We start from the raw sequence: 17195 nt of genomic DNA on the forward strand, positions 1-17195 counted from the left end.
TTTTCGGTACTAAAACCGTTTTTAGGAACATTATTGCCAATTGACGATTGATGAAATGAGTAGCAGAATCCTGATTATAATCCTATTACTGATTGCATTCCTCGCGGGATGTTCAAGTATCTCTAAGCAAACGACATCTACCCCTGTGCAAGAGGTGGTTATTGCCGATTCTCCGCCTGTGACTGTCATTGAACAATATTTTCCCGAGGATGAACAGCCTATTGTGATTGATTCTATCCACTCAACAGATTCTTTACTTCTGACAGAGATCGATTCTATCTCAGAATCGGAACGAATAAATAATCTGCTTATAGAAAGTCTGGCTACTCCGGCAAGACATGTAGCTACCGCTGATAGTTTAGCTGTTGCTGATTCAATACCACGTAGCCCCAATGCTTTGGATGCTCCGGTTGTTTATCAGGCTAACGACTCTATTGTTATGACTGCCGGTAATTGGGCCTATTTATATGGAGAAGGAGATGTCAAGTACCAACACATTCAATTACAATCTGAACGGATTGAGATGAATATGGACAGTAGTATTGTTTATGCGACATTTGCATTGGACTCGGTTGGACAAGAGTTTGGTTATCCTCTGTTTAACGAAGGCGACCAGCAATATGAGTCGAAAACCATGCGTTACAACTTCAAAACAAAAAAAGGATTTATCACCAGTGTGATCACCCAACAAGGAGAAGGGTATGTCACAGCAGGGCAAACAAAAAAAATGGATGATAATTCCCTGTTTATGGTCGGAGGGAAATATACCACCTGTGATCATCACGAAAACCCTCATTTCTATATCCAGATGACTAAAGCCAAAGTCCGCCCGGGTAAAGATATTGTTACCGGCCCGGTTTATCTGGTTATTGAGGATGTGCCTCTTCCTTTGGCGCTACCTTTTGCTTTTTTCCCTTTCACCAGTTCTTATTCTTCCGGGATTCTGATGCCTTCTTTCGGGGAAGAATCGATCTACGGTTATTATCTGAAAGAGGGGGGGTACTATTTTGCTTTAAGCGATTATGCCGATTTAGCATTAACGGGTGATATCTACAGCAAAGGGTCATGGCGTTTGAATGCCAAATCTATTTATAAGAAACGATATAAATATTCCGGTAATTTCAATGCGTCTTATCAGGTGATGCAAAAAGGGGATAAAATCTCCGATATACGTACAGATGAGAATGGGAAACCATTACCGACAGACTATACTCAAAGTAAAGACTTTCAGCTGACCTGGTCGCATACACAAGATCCGAAATCGAATCCTTTCCGGACATTTTCGGCCAGTGTGAATTTTGCTACCAGCAGTTATAATCAGAATAATCAAAACAGCTATTATAACTCTCAGGCTACTCAGAATCAGAAAGGATCTACGGTCAGTATTTCACAACGTTTCCCGAACAGTCCGTTCTCATTGTCTGCAACGATGAGTGTCAATCAAAGAACAAGTGACTCCTCCATTGCTGTGACTCTGCCCAATGTGAACATAACGATGAGCCGCATCTACCCGTTCAAACGTAAAAGCGGTATTGGAAAAGAACGGTGGTATGAGAAAATATCCCTTAATTACGGAGGACAAATAAGAAACAGTATTCAAACAAAAGAAGATCAGCTTTTTAAATCAAGTTTAATCAAAGACTGGACCAATTCTATAGAACATAAATTACAAACGACTGCGACATTCTCTTTATTCAATTATCTGAATATTTCTCCTTCCATCAATTACAGCGAAAACTGGTATACCAGTAAGATGGAACAAACTTATGATCCGGAAAAAAATGCAATGGCTGCCAGAGATACGACATATGGCTTTTACAGATTATATCAATATGATGCATCGATCTCGGCATCGACCACCTTATATGGTTTCTTTAAACCGCTCCCGTTCCTGGGCAATAAAGTGGAAATGATCCGGCATCGGTTTGAACCAAGTGTCTCATTGAGCACACGACCCGATTTTGGTCGTCCGAAATATGGCTATTGGCACTCATACGATTATTTCGACAACAATGGAATCTATCATGAAGGCTCCTACTCTCCCTATAGCGGTAATGGGCGTTCAGTGCCTTCACAAGGTAAATCGGGATCGATCAATTTTGATTTTAAGAATAATATCGAAATGAAAATACGTTCTGACCGGGATTCAACAGGTTTTCGAAAAGTTAGTCTAATCGATAATCTCTCTACCGGTTTTTCATACAATATGGTGGCCGACTCCATGAAATGGAGTGAAAATTTACCGGTTAATTTAAGAATCAAATTTTCAAAAGCCTATACCCTTAATCTGAATCTGAATTTCGATACGTATCTATATGATGAGAACGGTCGTCATATAGATAAACTACGTATTGCCAACGGCAAAGGGATAGGTCGTCTGCGAAGTACTCAAACTTCTTTTGCTTATACCTTTAATAATGAAACATTAAAAAAATGGTTTGGAGGAAGAGATGATCAGACTTCTTCTTCGGTGAACGAATCAGTAACCAATCCGGGAATCGATGGTACCCAAGGAGGAGTCAATGAGTTTTATCAAGACGAAGAAAGACCGGAAAATCAAAGTGGAAACCGCTTGTTAAGCAAAAAAGAAGAATCCGGAGAATATGACTCCAATGGATATATGACGAATACTGTGCCTTGGAGTATCTCTTTAAATTATAGTATGAATCTGGGCTATGGAACGTTTGACAAAGAAAAAAGAGAATATCGGTATAAAATTACTCATGCTGCCAATTTCAACGGTAGTATTCAGCCAACAAAGAACTGGCGGATTACCTTTAACGGTACATTTGACTTCGATACCAAAAAGATTTCTTACATGACGATGAGTATTACCCGTGATCTACACTGTTTCCAGATGAACGCCAGTGTCGTTCCTGTCGGCCCATATAAATCATATATGTTTGCTGTAGCCGTAAACTCTTCTTTATTACAAGATCTGAAATATAATAAGAGTAGCAGTAGATATGATGGACAAACCTGGTAATATTACCACGTTATGGGTGTCTGTCCTGTTGTAATCAAATAGTCGTTGGCTTTGCTGAAGTGTTTATTTCCGAAAAATCCACGATAAGCCGACAAGGGTGACGGATGAGCTGATTTGAGTATCAGATTGCGTGAAGCATCTATAAAAGCCCCCTTTTTCTGCGCATACGATCCCCAAAGGATATAAACGATATGATCTCGTTTTTCTGCCAGCCGGTGAATCACAGCATCGGTAAATGTTTCCCATCCTTTGCGTTGATGCGAGCCCGCCTGATGTGCTCGTACAGTTAAAGTGGCATTCAATAATAATACACCTTGATCTGCCCAACGCATCAGATTCCCGGTGGTAGGAACCGGTTTCCCTAAATCGTCTTGAATTTCCTTGAAAATATTGACTAAAGAAGGAGGGAATGGGATCCCGTCTTGTACGGAAAAGCATAATCCATGCGCTTGCCGTGGTTCATGATAGGGATCCTGTCCCAATATAACCACTTTTACCTGATCAAACGGGCAATGTGCAAATGCGTTAAAAATGCAGGAGCCGGGAGGATATACAGTGCCTAGTTGATATTCCTGGCGCACAAAATCGGTCAGTTCTTTAAAATAGTTTTTTTCAAATTCGTCGGTTAACTGCTCTTTCCAGCTTTGTTCAATCTTCACATCCATAGCTTTACTGTGCTTAATGAATTGGCAAAGATAATCTTTTCTCCTAATTGTCAATGCTCATTACCAATGGTCGGTTATATCAGATGCATGCCAGCTTCTAAAGCTTCTTTACGCATATCATCCGGCCAGATACTGGCCTGTATCTCTCCGATATGCCCTTTGCGGAGGAAAAACATACATAACCGGCTTTGTCCGATGCCACCTCCTATACTCAATGGAAGTTCATTATTTAATAGACGTTTATGGAAATACAACTCTTTTTTCTCCTCGGCATGGCTCAATCTAAGTTGCCGGAGAAGCGCCTCTTTGTCAACACGAATTCCCATAGATGAAATTTCCAGGGATCGGTTAAGCACATCATTCCAGATCAATAGGTCTCCATTCAGTCCCGGTAGACCGTTGTCGCCGATAGTTGTCCAGTCATCATAATCGGGTGCACGTCCGTCATGTTTTTCTCCATTGCTTAACACTCCACCTATGCCAATAATAAAAACCGCACCATACTCTTTTGTAATCTGATCTTCCCGTTCTTTCGGTGTTGAAGTGGGATATCTTTTTAAAAGTTCCTCAGCATGGATAAAATAGATTTCCTGAGGCAGGATCGGCTTGATTTTCGGAAACATCTCATACACCAGGTATTCGGTACGTACCATTGCGGCGTAAATACGTTGCACCACCTGTTTTAAAAAACCAATTGTGCGCTCTTCTTTATTCATCACACGCTCCCAATCCCATTGATCCACATACAACGAATGCAGATTACCCAACTCCTCATCCGAACGGATCGCATTCATATCCGTATAAATACCAAAACCTTCTTCCACTTCATAATCGGCAAGCGTCAATCTTTTCCATTTGGCTAAGGAATGAACAATCTCAGCCTTGGCGTCGTCAAGGTCTTTGATCGGAAATGTCACCGCACGTTCCACCCCATTCAAATCATCATTGATACCCATTCCTTTGAGAACAAACAAAGGGGCTGTAACACGGCGTAAACGCAATTCCGATGAAAGATTCTGTTGAAAAAAATCTTTGATCTTTTTTATCCCGAGTTCAGTTTGGGCAAGATTAAGCAAAGCCTTATAACCTGAAGGTTTAATTAAATAACTCATAGAATGTTGTGCTTTGTGTATTTCGATTATGACCGGCAAAGATAAAGAATTATGTAAAAACATCAATCAAAAAAGCAATTATCTTCGCAAAATGGAAGCACTTTATCCTTTGAAGCATGCAAAATATCAAAAAACAACAAATTCAGCAGCCTGTTTGTTAAACTCCGGGATTATATGTAATTTTGCACCTGTTTGGCTCGGTAGCTTAGTGAATAGAGCGTCAGATTCCGGTTCTGAAGGTCGTGGGTTTGACTCCCACCCGGGTCACAGAAATGGCTGGTTCAGTTTATACTGAGTCGGCTTTTTTTGTATCAACAAACCCCTGAAACCACTTACTGCGCTGACTCCGATTACTTTTCTTACAAACAAACGTCCGGACCTTCACAAGCCCGGACGTCATAAAAAATGTCTTTCAAACATTTTTCAAACAATTAATATACAAAGAAACGCAAGTTTTGAATTTCAAGCAAAATAAATCTTGCCGATTTTTTCATATTTATGGCTTCTTGTTCTTCTTTTTATTTTGTCTATGAAATAGAAAGAAGCGAAGAATGCCACTTAATCGTGTTTTTCTAAAACATTTTACCTGCTTCATTTGTTATATATAATTAGGACCTACTATACGATAAACACAATGTTATAAAACAAAATGATTATGTCAGCTATCTTTAGATTTCTATTTCCGATGAAACCGGATGGGAATGCTATTTCCCTTTTTCTTTTAGCCTTACGAATACTCTTTGGCGTTCTACTGTTGACACATGGTATGCAGAAATTTGTCAATTTTGCCGAGTTGTCTACCTCTTTTCCTGATCCTTTGGGAGTGGGAAGTAAAATGTCTTTGAGTCTTGCAGTCTTCGGAGAAGTCGTCTGTTCGTTGGGTTTTATTTTTGGGGCACTTTATCGCTTAGCATTAATACCCATGATATTTACAATGGGAATGGCTTTTTTTGTCATTCATGGTGCCGATCCTTTTTCGGTTCGTGAACTTTCGTTTATTTACTTAATCGTATTTATACTGATGTATATCACAGGCCCAGGGAAATTTGCCGTTGACAGGTTGATTGCTGTTCCTTTATCCAAGAAATAAGCGAAACAAATAAGAACATACAAAAAGAGCTCCTCGGAAAAGGAGCTCTTTTTGTTAGAATATGTTTCGACTATCCGCCGAATCGTTCTTTTCAGATTTTATGCTTTCTATAATTTTCATAGGAGTCAGCTTTTGGCTCAATACTCCAGCCGGAGATAATCCCACCGTAAAAATAGAACTTCGCATCAAAAACGATACCGCTGTGTTCTTCTTTTACTTCATAACATTTAGTGGCGCCATATTCATCGACCAACTTGTATTCGCCCAGCTGAACAGGCTCAAACGGTTGACTGGCCAATGCCTCTGCAATCGGTTTCAATTCGGGGGCACGTCGCGGAGCCATTTGAAGACGACTGATATACTCTTCTTTTGTATTCGCTTGCAAACCGGTAGCAGCAACTTGTTCGATTACATCCCAAGTGGTATTTTTCAATGCCGGATTTTTTGTCACTTTAGGTATGGCAGCATAAGCTGAGACACGCATCTGAAGCGCCTCCATAATAACCGGTTTTTCAAACGGATTGGTATTGACTGTTGTTATGCCGGTAGCCGCCTGATTCACTTTGGATTGTGCACGTAAAGCCCTTACACTATCGGTGTATGCTCTGAATTGCGCCCGTGTTTCCGGAGAACGCAAACTCCCGATGGTAAAAATAGCAATACCTTCCGCTCCATTATTAAGAGCCGCATCCATACATTCAAACATCTGAGGACCATCTGTCCCGGTCATACCACAGAATAGTGTCGTGTTCGGATTCTTTTGTTTAACATTGTCAATCGTACAGTCGGAAATAAAGCTGACATCGCCTGTATAGAAGTTGTGATAAACCATAGGGAATACAATATCCAGGTTCCATTTTCCCCAGTCCTGGCGAACCATCTTCTTGGACATTTCCGGTGTCGGGAATGGTGAAGCCGCCATCACTTTGCCATATGAATGAACCACCTCAGCAATTTCATTGGCTACTTCGGTGATCTGATCACAACGGAACTGCAGCCATAACTCGTCGGTAGACGGATCTTCCTGCTCACGGGGATCATACCCATGTTTTTCTTGAAACAATTTAATCATAGCCGGATGATATCCATAATCCCATTCCGGATACTCTTTGTCCTGCACGATGCCGTAACGCGGCCACAATGTTGTCGGAAGAATTACATCAACAAAGCGATGATAATCAATAGCGATACCATTCAAACCTTCCACTTCGCAATAGGCACGGATTTTCTCTTTAATATGTGCTCTCACTTCTGGTAAAGCAGGACACATGAATTTGTAATAATCCACATAGGCTTTTGTGTCGACCAGACTTTCGCCTTTACGATTCACACTGAACCAATCCGGATGGTCTCTGATAATTGCTTCGCGATCGTGCTCCAGGTTCATGGTCCATAACCAGGCATACACATGCAAACCATGTTTATGCGCTACCGGAATCGCAATACGATAATCATCCGGAGAAGGGGCGTTCAGAATAACACCATCCAATCCGGCATCTTTCATAACCACACAGACTGAGTCGAAATTCATACCAGGCCGATAGTTGAGCCAAGTCCAGAACATAGGAAATTCTTCATTTCCTGTCGTTTGCTTACCGTTGCCGGTACAAGAAACGAGACTTGCAAACGCAAGCAGAATAACAAAAAAATTGAGCTTTTTCATGTATTTAAAATTTAAAAAAAATGAGTTCTTTCATATTATGCTGGTCAAAAGTAGAAAAAAGTTGTGATGCAGCAAAAATATACATTTATAATATGATGAAATACGCAAAAACAACTCGCCTCGTATCGGTTTATGTTGTATTTTAGAAAAATGCCATCTCTTTATATTTCTTAAAAAAAGAAGCTCAACCTGCTCGGTTTTGTCAAAATGTTATAAAAATAACCTATATTCTTAAAATTCCACAGATGCAGAGGTGTTGTTTGTAGGTTTTCGACCCAGTAAATATGTGAAATTGACTTCTCGCCATTGAAACTATTCGCTACATTTGAATTGAAATTTAAATGACACAGTGATGAGGATAGCATTAGTATTGAGGAAAAAGAAACAGCAGCAAAGCGATGAGGTCGGACAGGCTGTTGTGTTTGAAGTGGAAGAAAATAAAGTAGTAGGAGTAGAAAATGACATCTTGCAAACAGCAGATCCAGATTCACTCTCCATTTGGGCCCTTACCAAAAAGGTAAAAGAGATTTATATCCCGGAAGCAGACGAAAAGATCAAAACGTTTTTCGGGAATTTAGGTATTCGGATGAAAAGATATGATGAGTTGGGTAATGACGAACTTTTCCAAACGTTCATTATTTAGCATTTAACTTTCTACTTTCTGTCGGGAGGATGTATCAAAAAGGTACATCCTCTTTGTTTTCTGCACAGCCGCACCAATAGTCAAATTCAGGTCACTCCGAATTATCTCAACTCCATTAATAACTCTGTCAATATTTTCACACCTCTTGAAGCACCCATTTGAATATGATGCATATCGTGCCGGGTCGCCGAGACCTCTTTCGGATCAATCAGAAAAATCGGAGTCCCTTTGGGGACATAATGCAATAACCCGGCTGCCGGGTAGACATTTAAAGAGGTACCGATCACCACAAACAGGTTAGCCTCACTGACCCATTTGATTGCCGGTTCAATCATCGGGACAGCCTCTCCGAACCAGACGACAAAAGGCCGCAACTGAACCCCTTTCGGGTCTTTATCACCCAAATGGATATCCGGGTTTTCCGCAGAAAGTTCATAAGTGGTATGAAAATCATTTACCGGACAAACTTTCATTAATTCGCCATGCAGATGTAATACCGAACTGCTTCCAGCCTTTTCGTGTAAATTATCGATATTCTGAGTAATAATCCGGACATCAAAATCTTTTTCCAGATCGGCCAAACCGGTATGACCAACATTGGGCATCACTTTCAGCAATTCGCGACGGCGGTAATTGTAAAAGTCCAACACTAATTCCGGATTCGCAGCAAAACCTTCCGGGGTTGCCACTTCTTCAACTTTATAATTATTCCATAAACCATCTGAATCCCGGAAAGTGGCAATCCCGCTTTCGGCACTCATCCCTGCACCAGTCAGGATGATCAGTCTCTTTTTCATGATGATATCGTGTTTACTGTAGACGCGCAAACCTAATGAATAAAAAACAAAAACCGACTCGGCACAAGTGCCGAGCTGGCTTTTTGCTTCTCAAAGAAACAGTCTCACGACTACCTCTCCGCTAAGACTCGTTAACCTTAGATCTAAAATACTATGAAAAAAACTCTGTGCAAATATAAAATGATTTAATCAAAAAACATATACAAATTGTCACAATAAAGTATATTATCAGTTCTTTAAGTCTGAATTGCGACAATTAAAAACTCTTTTTTAAGTTTATTTATATTTTTCGACTCCCTTTTCTTGATTATCAATCCCTCCTTCTATTTTTGAAATCTATTCAAACGAAAGATACGGTTTTATTCTGGTCAGATCGCTTTCGGTAAATTCTTCCAATAAATGTAGGTTATCCCAGCCGGTCAGTTTCCCTTTCTGTCGACGCAGATTCAAAATGGCCTTTGCCTGGCGTGCATTGATGTAGGGGTGACGATAGAGCGAATCGGGAGTCATTGAATTGATCGATCGCTTACGAATAGATTGTGGATTCACTGTAAACCATTTTTCAAGCGCTTTATAACGATCCTCGTCTATTCCATACACTTCACCCAGTTGAGATACGGTATAAAATCCACCAAGCAATTGGCGGTATTTAACAATCCGATTAGAAAAAGAACTGCCGATTCCGGGCACTTTCTTCAACATGGTGGTGTCGGCACTATTCAGTTCCACAAGCGTGCCGTCCGGATATTTTTCCACACGGGGATAGGTCGCTTTTTTTCTCGGACTAACCATTTCTTTTCTTAATACAACCTCGCCGACTTTTTTCAAAACGGATTGGGTCGAAGCGGTAGACGAGTCGGGTTCTAAGGTTAAGGAGTCGTTTTGCCTGACCAACAGGGTGTCTGCGACAATAATCTCCGATGAAGTTGTTCGCTCCTTTTGTTTATCGGTCAAAATCAAAAGTAGCCAAGCTATGACAATCAAGATTGCTAAAAGCGTTAATGCCCGGCGTTCGCCGCTGGAGAAATAAAGAAAATCACGCCAATTCATAGTTTCAGGTTTATTTTATACAAATTTATTCTTTTTTATCTACTTTTGCCACCTTCAATAAAAAAACATATGAAACGATCTGTATTACTCCTGTTTTTTATCTTCGTAGCAATGGCCGCTAAAACTCAGAATATTCAACTCCACTACGACCTGGGTAGTCATCTGTACGATAAAGACCTGAAAGGTAGACCTCAATTAACATCTACGGTTGAAATGTTTAAAACGGACAAATGGGGGAGTACCTTCTTTTTTGTCGATATGGATTATACTGGAGATGGTATCACTTCAGCGTATTGGGAAATCAGCCGTGAACTGCAATTCTGGGAATCGCCCTTCTCTGTGCACGTAGAATACAATGGCGGATTGGCAAAAGGGTTTTCGTTCAGTAACGCATATCTGGGAGGGGTTACCTATTCGTATCTAAGCCCAGATTTTTCGCGGAATATCACGTTCACCCCTTCCTATAAATATATTCACGGACTTTCCAGTCCACATAATTTTCAGTTGACTGCCACCTGGTTCATCCATTTTGGAGCCAATAAGGTCTGTACTTTTTCAGGTTTTGCCGACTGGTGGCGTGAGAAAAATCCACATGGCGATTTTATTTTCCTGGCAGAACCGCAGTTCTGGGTTAATCTGAATAAATTCAAGTGTATAGACGATAAGTTCAACCTGAGTATCGGCTCCGAAGTGGAACTGAGTCATCATTTCGGCGGACTAAAAGGATTTTATGCCATTCCAACTCTGGCAATCAAGTGGGCTTTTGATTAACTTGTCTTTAAGTCGGGTATAGCGCGTACAATAATGAGGATAAATCGAAAGATTACAATTTGTCAGCGAGCGATTTAATTTAGCAATTTGTCATTTTATCTCTTCGAGATTTGCCTATTTGGAGTAAACTACAGGCTTGTTTGAGAAAATCGCAAGGATCTGAGGTTTATTTTCACGAGATATGTTGATAATCATATTCTCTTGCCTGTTTTTACGGGTCTGTGAAAATTGCCATTCTGGAGAAAAATGGCCTTGAAATCGGCTGTTTTTCCGGCTGTTTCCGACCCCTTAAAAAATCATCTGCATGACTGAGTAGAACTATTTAGATGTTTTACCAAAATGATCTGCATCATTAAAAAAATCATTTAGAAAAACTCAGCGAGAGATGCAGAAGAAATGGGTAGGAAATGCCTATTGGGCGTCTAAAATGGTTGAAACAACCGTCTATTTGCTCAGAAACAGATGAAGTGTGTGTTAGCTGAAAGTGTGTTTTGTTTAAATTATGTTGTGGTTTGGCTGTTTTTAGCTTCAAAATGACAAAATTGAGGTGTTGTGTACTATTGCTTTGACCTTGGATGGAGCGTTTCTTTTATTGCGTAAAGCGACGTTCTCTTTTTTTTACGATTTTTCATTTATCTCTTTATATATTCACACTTTTATCTTATCTTTACCCCCATTTTTGATTAATTTAATCATAAATTGCATAAATTAGTTATCCAAATGTAAACAAAAAAGTATGTCTATGAAAAAGATCATTTATCTTTTATGTTGCCTGATCCTGGGTATAGGTTTGCTATCAGCCCAAACCACACAGGTGACTGGTCTTATTACTTCTGCTGATGACGGAGAGCCGATTATTGGTGCTTCTGTTGTGGCAAAAGGAACGTCTGTGGGTACTGTTACTGATCTCGACGGGAGATTCACGTTGAATGTACCTTCCACAGCCAACACGCTTGTAATCTCTTATGTAGGTATGATTACTCAGGAGGCAAAGGTTGCACCAACAATGAATATTCGTCTGAAATCAGATACTCAGCTGATCGATGAGGTGGTGGTAACCGGTTATGGTGTCATCAAAAAGGGTGCATTTACCGGAGCAGCACAGGTTGTTTCCAATGAAAGCCTGACTCGCCGGACAGATGACAACATTATGAAGTCGTTACAGGGTACGGTAGCCGGTCTGCAGGTGAGCAGTTTTACCGGACAGCCGGGAGCCTATTCGGCAACGACCATTCGTGGTACCGGTTCCTTTAATTCAGGGACAGAGCCATTGTATGTGATCGACGGAGTTGCGGTCTATACCGAAAAAATGGGTACGTACAATGCTGCCGGTAGTGGTGATATGGCTGCCAGCCCGATGGCCAATATCAATCCGAACGATATTGAATCGATTACTGTATTGAAAGATGCGACGGCTACAGCTATTTATGGAGCGCGTGCTGCAAATGGTGTGATTGTTGTAACGACCAAAAAAGGGAAAACAGGTAAACCACGCGTGAATTTCAATGCGAAGGTGGGTTCCAGCTTTGTGGGTAAGTTAGACCACAATTACCGGACAGTTAATCTGGATAAATATAAAGAGATCTGGCAGGAAGGGTATATCAATGCAGGTTGGGTTGAAAATCCTCAGGATGCAGCAGCCGAACTGGCAGGAGATATTGAGTACTACTATGGCGTGGATATCAATGCGGTAGAAAGTGTAGACTGGTTGGATGCTGTATTAGATAATGGCTTTACGCAGGAGTACGACTTGAATGTACAAGGCGGTAATGAATCATTGAACTACTATGCCAGTGGAAGTTATTACGATACAAAAGGGGTGATGATCGGTACCGGTATGAAGCGGTATACCGGACGTTTCAGTCTGGATGCCAAAGCCGACCGATTGACTTATGGATTGTCAGCCTCCGGAGGTCTGGCCGATATCGACAACAGTATGACTGAAAGTCAGTATATCAATCCGATTGTAGCGGTGTACGACTTACGTCCCTTTGAGCAGATCTATAACCCAGATGGAACGTACAATTTGGATGCGTATTACAATCCGGTAGCGATCAACGATAAACACAAAGGTGATATTCGTAATCAAAAACAGATCACGATGTTGGTGAATCCTTATTTCACCTATCGTATCATTGATGGATTAACTTGGAAAACAAATGCCGGTTTACACATCATCGACCTGGAAGAGTTTTTCTATAACTCTAAATATAATCCTCAGTATTCTGACAGCGGTCTGCTTGGACAACGTAATAACGAACGGGCAACCACTTATCAGATTACAAACACATTGAATTTTAACCGGACATTCAATACGATTCATAATGTGAATGTGTTATTGGGACAAGAGGCACAAAAGGTCGCTTACAAACGTCTTTATGCATCGGCCAGTGGATATCCGAGTGATGCAGTTGTTGAACTGGAAACAGCATCTACCCCTACAGGCGCCGAATCTATGTCGAAAGCCAGTACATTGGCTTCTTTCTTTGTGAATGGCGAATATGACTATAAAAACAGGTATTATGCCTCTGCTTCTTTCCGTTACGACGGATCTTCTCGTTTCGGTACCAATAACAAATGGGCTCCTTTCTGGTCTGTCGGATTGCGCTATCGTATCTCTGAAGAGGCGTTTATGGAAAATACCAAAAGTTGGTTGACCGACTTGGCTGCACGTGCCAGCTTCGGTACGGTAGGTAATCAGGATATCGGTTATTTCGAACATATGGGCTTGTACCAATATGGGTATTCATATAATTCGAAACCAGGGGATATTCCTTATCAGGTAGGAAACAAGGATTTGAAATGGGAACGCGTTGAGAAATTCGATGTGGGTGTTAGTGGTGTGTTGTTCGAACGTCTCTCTTTCGAACTTGACTATTACAATGAGAATACCAAAGATATGCTTTTCGAAGTGCCACTCTCTTACACCACAGGTTTCCCGACAATGACTCAGAATGTCGGTACAATGCGTAACCGTGGATTTGAGTTTATGTTGAATATGAATGTGATGAATACCAGAGACTTCGCATGGGATGTTCGTTTGACAGGAACAGCCAATAAGAACAAGATTACCAAGATGTCTACCGAACTGCCGATCGAAGGAACACGCACGATCCGTAAAGTAGGAGAAGCTTATCATACGTTCTATTTGCCGGAGTGGGCTGGCGTTGATCCTGAAACAGGTGATCCGTTATGGTATAAAGGCAAAGAAGGAAAAGAAACGACCAACAATATTAATGAAGCCGAACAGCGCATCGTCGGATCTGCCGATCCTAAATTCTATGGTGGTATTGGTATGACTTTCCGTTATAAAGGATTTGATCTCTCTTGGGATGCCAGCTATACATTAGGAAATAAGGTATACAACAGTGGTTTTGGTTATGATATGCAGGTGGGACACTATTATTTAGGCCCGGTATCTAATTACATCTATGATAATCGCTGGCAGAAACCAGGTGATATCACAGACGTTCCTAAATTTACAGCAGGTTCCAGAGCAAATGCAAATGCCGAATCAACACGTTTCTTAATGAGTGGTTCTCATCTGCGGATGAAATCAATTGTATTGGGATATACACTTCCCAAAAGCTTGTTACGACCTGCCGGAATAGATAATCTGCGGGTATATGTTTCTGCTGATAATTTGTTTACAATTACGGCAAGCGATTACATCGGATTTGATCCGCAAACACGGGCAAACGGCGTTCAATCGTGGGCTTATCCTGTACCGCGGAATGTGATGTTCGGTTTGAATGTCAGTTTCTAAGACGTAATTATCTATTATTCTAAATATTAAGGATATGAAAAAAATATTTTCCATTATATGCTTGAGTTGTTTACTGGCCTCAGTAACCTCTTGTGATGATTTTCTGACTGAAACTCCGACAGTGGCGATTCCAACTGAAGACGCTTTTGTGTCGGCCAATGACTATACGATTGCTCTGAATGGGGTATACTATACATTGGGAACTTACCGCTTTTTGGGTAGGGATATACAGGCCTTAGGTGAAGTCGCTTCTGATAATTCCGACCACTCTGCGGCGACATCTCATTTCTATAATATTTTCTCTTATCAGATTCTGAATACGAATGCTTACCTGGAAGAGATCTGGCGTTATGGATATGCAGCAATCGACCGGGCTACACGTATTATTGTAGCGGGTGAGAGTGCAACGGATATGGAAGGAGACGATATGACAACTATTAACTATTGTGTTGCTCAGGCCTATGGCGCGAGAGCATTGTCGATGTTCTATCTGACCAATATCTTTGGTTTGCCGTATTCGGATGCGAACAAATCATCATTAGGTGTAGTCAATGTGACGAAAACGATCGCTCCATTTGAGAAAGTAGAACGGACAACGGTTGAAGAAAATTATCGCCAAATTCTGGCAGATATTGCTAAATCGAAAGAGTTTTATGGCAAAGAAGGCGTAGAAGATGCCCAATATATTCATATGAATCAAGCGGCCGTTGCAGCTTTGGAAGCACGTGTCAAATTGTATATGCAAGATTATGCAGGAGCCATCAATGCTGCTCATACAGCGATTGAACTGCGTGATGGTATGATTGTTTCAACTGCAGGTGAATATTGGCAGATGTTCAAAGAGTTGTTGATCTCTTCTGAGGATATTTTTGTTATTGCAAAATCAGAAACCGATTATCTATCAGCGAACTCTTTAAATACGTTGTGGAATAAGTATGGTGTATCGCTTAACAAAAAGACCATTGACGAGTTTGCGGATACGGATATCCGTAAATCGCTGTTGATCGCTGCAAGTTGGGATGGTGGTAAATTAGGTGGTATCGCTACAAATAATCAGATACAGAATTTACCTGTATTGCGTTTGCCTGAGCTTTATCTTACTTTAGCTGAAGCGTATGCAGCAACAGGCAACTACGGCGAAGCAAAGAAAAACCTATTGGAAGTGGCTGTTAAGCGGGATGCTTCGTATGCTGCCGAGGGGGTAAAAGAAGATGCTTCTATCATGGCGGTAATTCGTCAGGAACGTAAGCTGGAGCTGGCTCAGGAAGGTCACCGTTTCTTTGATGCCAGAAGATGGAATGAAGTAATTGACGTTGCTAACGGAACATTGAAAAACTTTGATGTTGCGAAATTCCAATTCCCTATACCGGCTAAAGAAGTGAATGCAGGTGCAGGTGTGGTACAGACCCCGAGCTGGGATGCCAATCTGCCGAAATAATTATTCCGGTTTATATCAATAAACATACGAACAGTAATCCAGTAGTCGACTTGACTACTGGATTATTTTTTTGGAACCTGTCGTTACCCTCTTTTTCTATTTAGCACTTCAACCTGGATTTAGTAGCTTTACAAAAAAAATTAACCCAAGATTCCAACAGGGGAACCTTGGGTTAAAAAATATTTCTATAGGATTTCTAAATAATCCTTTGAATGGATCAATGCCTGAAAATTATTTCACAAAACTAGATTTGTTCAAGAAGTCTGCACATCCTTTTACGCCTTCAAATTGAGTACCTGTTCCTTCGGCCATTCTTTCCAGTTCAACGAAGAAGTTGGTGATACCATTCGCATTTGCCTGAGCAAAGATTCTTTCAAAGTTCATCATACCTGACTGACCAAGCACATATTTATCTTTGATGTGAAGAGCTTTGATACGATCTTTGTATTTCTTGATATACGCAACAGGATCTTGTTGGCCCATCACAGTCCAGTATACATCCAGTTCAAAGAATACCAATGACGGATCAGTATTTTTGAGCATAAGATCATAAATAATTTCTACGCCTTGTTGATCGCGGCCATAGGCACGACGTCCGAATTTAGATTCCGATCCGCCGGGTATTACCTGGGCGAATTCCATCTCGTGATTGTGGTATCCGAATGATAAACCTGCTGCTTTTGCAATCTTTCCGGCTTCATTGAATATTTCTCCGACGTAAGCTGTCTCTTCTACGCTACGGGTTGAAGGTTGTCCCGGTTGGATAAGCAATTGTACACCGATCTTTGCATGATCGTCAGCTGCTTTCTTCCAGAAATCCATAATCTGCTGTTTGTTGGAAGCATTGTATTCGCGTACCGGAGGATTCACATGTGTACTGCGGATCTTCAAACCGGCATCGTCAGCCATTTTTTTGAAATCAGCCATCTCAATGTTGCTGATCTTGCCATCACGGTATCCGGCTAATTCAATATAGGAATAACCCATATCGGCCACTTTTTTCAGTCCACCGGGTACGTCGTCGTAAAGTTCGCGGAATAAAGAGTAAATCTGTAAACCGAAATTCTTACTGGCATGTACATTATGAACCACCGGTGCTGCATTTGTCGCCGCTGAGGCCATTGAGCCTTTGCCTGCCAATAATCCACCCAAGGTGAACAGCGAGGCGTTACGAAGGAAATCTCTTCTATTTGTCATGATAATTGATAGATTAT

12 protein-coding genes and 1 tRNA gene are annotated in these 17195 nt (G+C 41.0%); 7 read left to right on the plus strand and 6 right to left on the minus strand.

Annotation, left to right across the window (positions count from 1 at the left end; genetic code table 11):
* The first annotated feature begins 55 nt into the window (after nucleotides 1-55).
* Nucleotides 56-2986: a putative LPS assembly protein LptD gene (locus tag M2135_RS03855; protein WP_280747284.1), complete on the plus strand. Its 2931-nt coding sequence runs from the start codon at nucleotides 56-58 to the stop codon at nucleotides 2984-2986.
* Nucleotides 2987-2988: 2 nt separating this feature from the next.
* Here the strand turns inward: M2135_RS03855 and ung are convergent, their stop codons facing one another.
* Both ung and asnA read right to left on the minus strand, forming a co-directional pair.
* Nucleotides 2989-3651, minus strand: coding sequence for a uracil-DNA glycosylase (gene ung, locus M2135_RS03860; protein ID WP_280747285.1), 663 nt, complete (start codon nucleotides 3649-3651; stop codon nucleotides 2989-2991).
* A 74-nt stretch (nucleotides 3652-3725) separates the two neighbouring features.
* On the minus strand, nucleotides 3726-4763 hold the full coding sequence (asnA, locus tag M2135_RS03865; protein WP_280747286.1) for an aspartate--ammonia ligase: 1038 nt from the start codon (nucleotides 4761-4763) through the stop codon (nucleotides 3726-3728).
* Between the two features lie 194 nt (nucleotides 4764-4957).
* Between asnA and M2135_RS03870 the strand changes: the two genes are divergently transcribed.
* Nucleotides 4958-5030, plus strand: a tRNA-Arg gene (locus M2135_RS03870).
* Nucleotides 5031-5418: 388 nt separating this feature from the next.
* Nucleotides 5419-5853 carry a DoxX family protein gene (locus tag M2135_RS03875; protein ID WP_280747287.1) on the plus strand — a complete coding sequence of 145 codons (435 nt, stop codon included), beginning with the start codon at nucleotides 5419-5421 and terminating at the stop codon, nucleotides 5851-5853.
* A 91-nt stretch (nucleotides 5854-5944) separates the two neighbouring features.
* Here the strand turns inward: M2135_RS03875 and M2135_RS03880 are convergent, their stop codons facing one another.
* Entirely contained in the window at nucleotides 5945-7516 is a 1572-nt protein-coding gene (locus M2135_RS03880) for a hypothetical protein (protein ID WP_280747288.1), read from the minus strand.
* A gap of 352 nt (nucleotides 7517-7868) precedes the next feature.
* Here M2135_RS03880 and M2135_RS03885 point away from each other — a divergent pair, with 352 nt between their 5' ends.
* Nucleotides 7869-8159 (plus strand): hypothetical protein, encoded by a 291-nt coding sequence (locus M2135_RS03885; protein WP_280747289.1) that lies wholly within the window; start codon nucleotides 7869-7871, stop codon nucleotides 8157-8159.
* A 101-nt stretch (nucleotides 8160-8260) separates the two neighbouring features.
* Here M2135_RS03885 and M2135_RS03890 read toward each other — a convergent pair whose 3' ends face one another.
* Both M2135_RS03890 and M2135_RS03895 read right to left on the minus strand, forming a co-directional pair.
* On the minus strand, nucleotides 8261-8956 hold the full coding sequence (locus M2135_RS03890; protein ID WP_280747290.1) for an NAD-dependent deacylase: 696 nt from the start codon (nucleotides 8954-8956) through the stop codon (nucleotides 8261-8263).
* Nucleotides 8957-9292: 336 nt separating this feature from the next.
* Nucleotides 9293-10006 (minus strand): helix-hairpin-helix domain-containing protein, encoded by a 714-nt coding sequence (locus M2135_RS03895; RefSeq protein ID WP_280747291.1) that lies wholly within the window; start codon nucleotides 10004-10006, stop codon nucleotides 9293-9295.
* 69 nt (nucleotides 10007-10075) lie between these two features.
* On the opposite strand from M2135_RS03895, the gene M2135_RS03900 reads away from it, so the two are divergent.
* The 3 genes from M2135_RS03900 to M2135_RS03910 all read left to right on the plus strand — a co-directional run bounded on the left by M2135_RS03900 (nucleotide 10076) and on the right by M2135_RS03910 (nucleotide 15981).
* Complete coding sequence (locus M2135_RS03900) at nucleotides 10076-10777, plus strand: DUF5020 family protein (protein ID WP_280747292.1); 702 nt, start codon at nucleotides 10076-10078, stop codon at nucleotides 10775-10777.
* A gap of 742 nt (nucleotides 10778-11519) precedes the next feature.
* Entirely contained in the window at nucleotides 11520-14543 is a 3024-nt protein-coding gene (locus tag M2135_RS03905) for a TonB-dependent receptor (protein ID WP_280747293.1), read from the plus strand.
* Nucleotides 14544-14577: 34 nt separating this feature from the next.
* Entirely contained in the window at nucleotides 14578-15981 is a 1404-nt protein-coding gene (locus tag M2135_RS03910) for a RagB/SusD family nutrient uptake outer membrane protein (protein ID WP_280747294.1), read from the plus strand.
* 231 nt (nucleotides 15982-16212) lie between these two features.
* Here M2135_RS03910 and M2135_RS03915 read toward each other — a convergent pair whose 3' ends face one another.
* Entirely contained in the window at nucleotides 16213-17178 is a 966-nt protein-coding gene (locus M2135_RS03915) for a sugar phosphate isomerase/epimerase (protein WP_280747295.1), read from the minus strand.
* Between the last annotated feature and the right edge of the window lie 17 nt (nucleotides 17179-17195).

It is taken from the genome of Parabacteroides sp. PF5-9 (assembly GCF_029893105.1).
In the GTDB taxonomy this organism is placed as follows: domain Bacteria; phylum Bacteroidota; class Bacteroidia; order Bacteroidales; family Tannerellaceae; genus JARXWG01.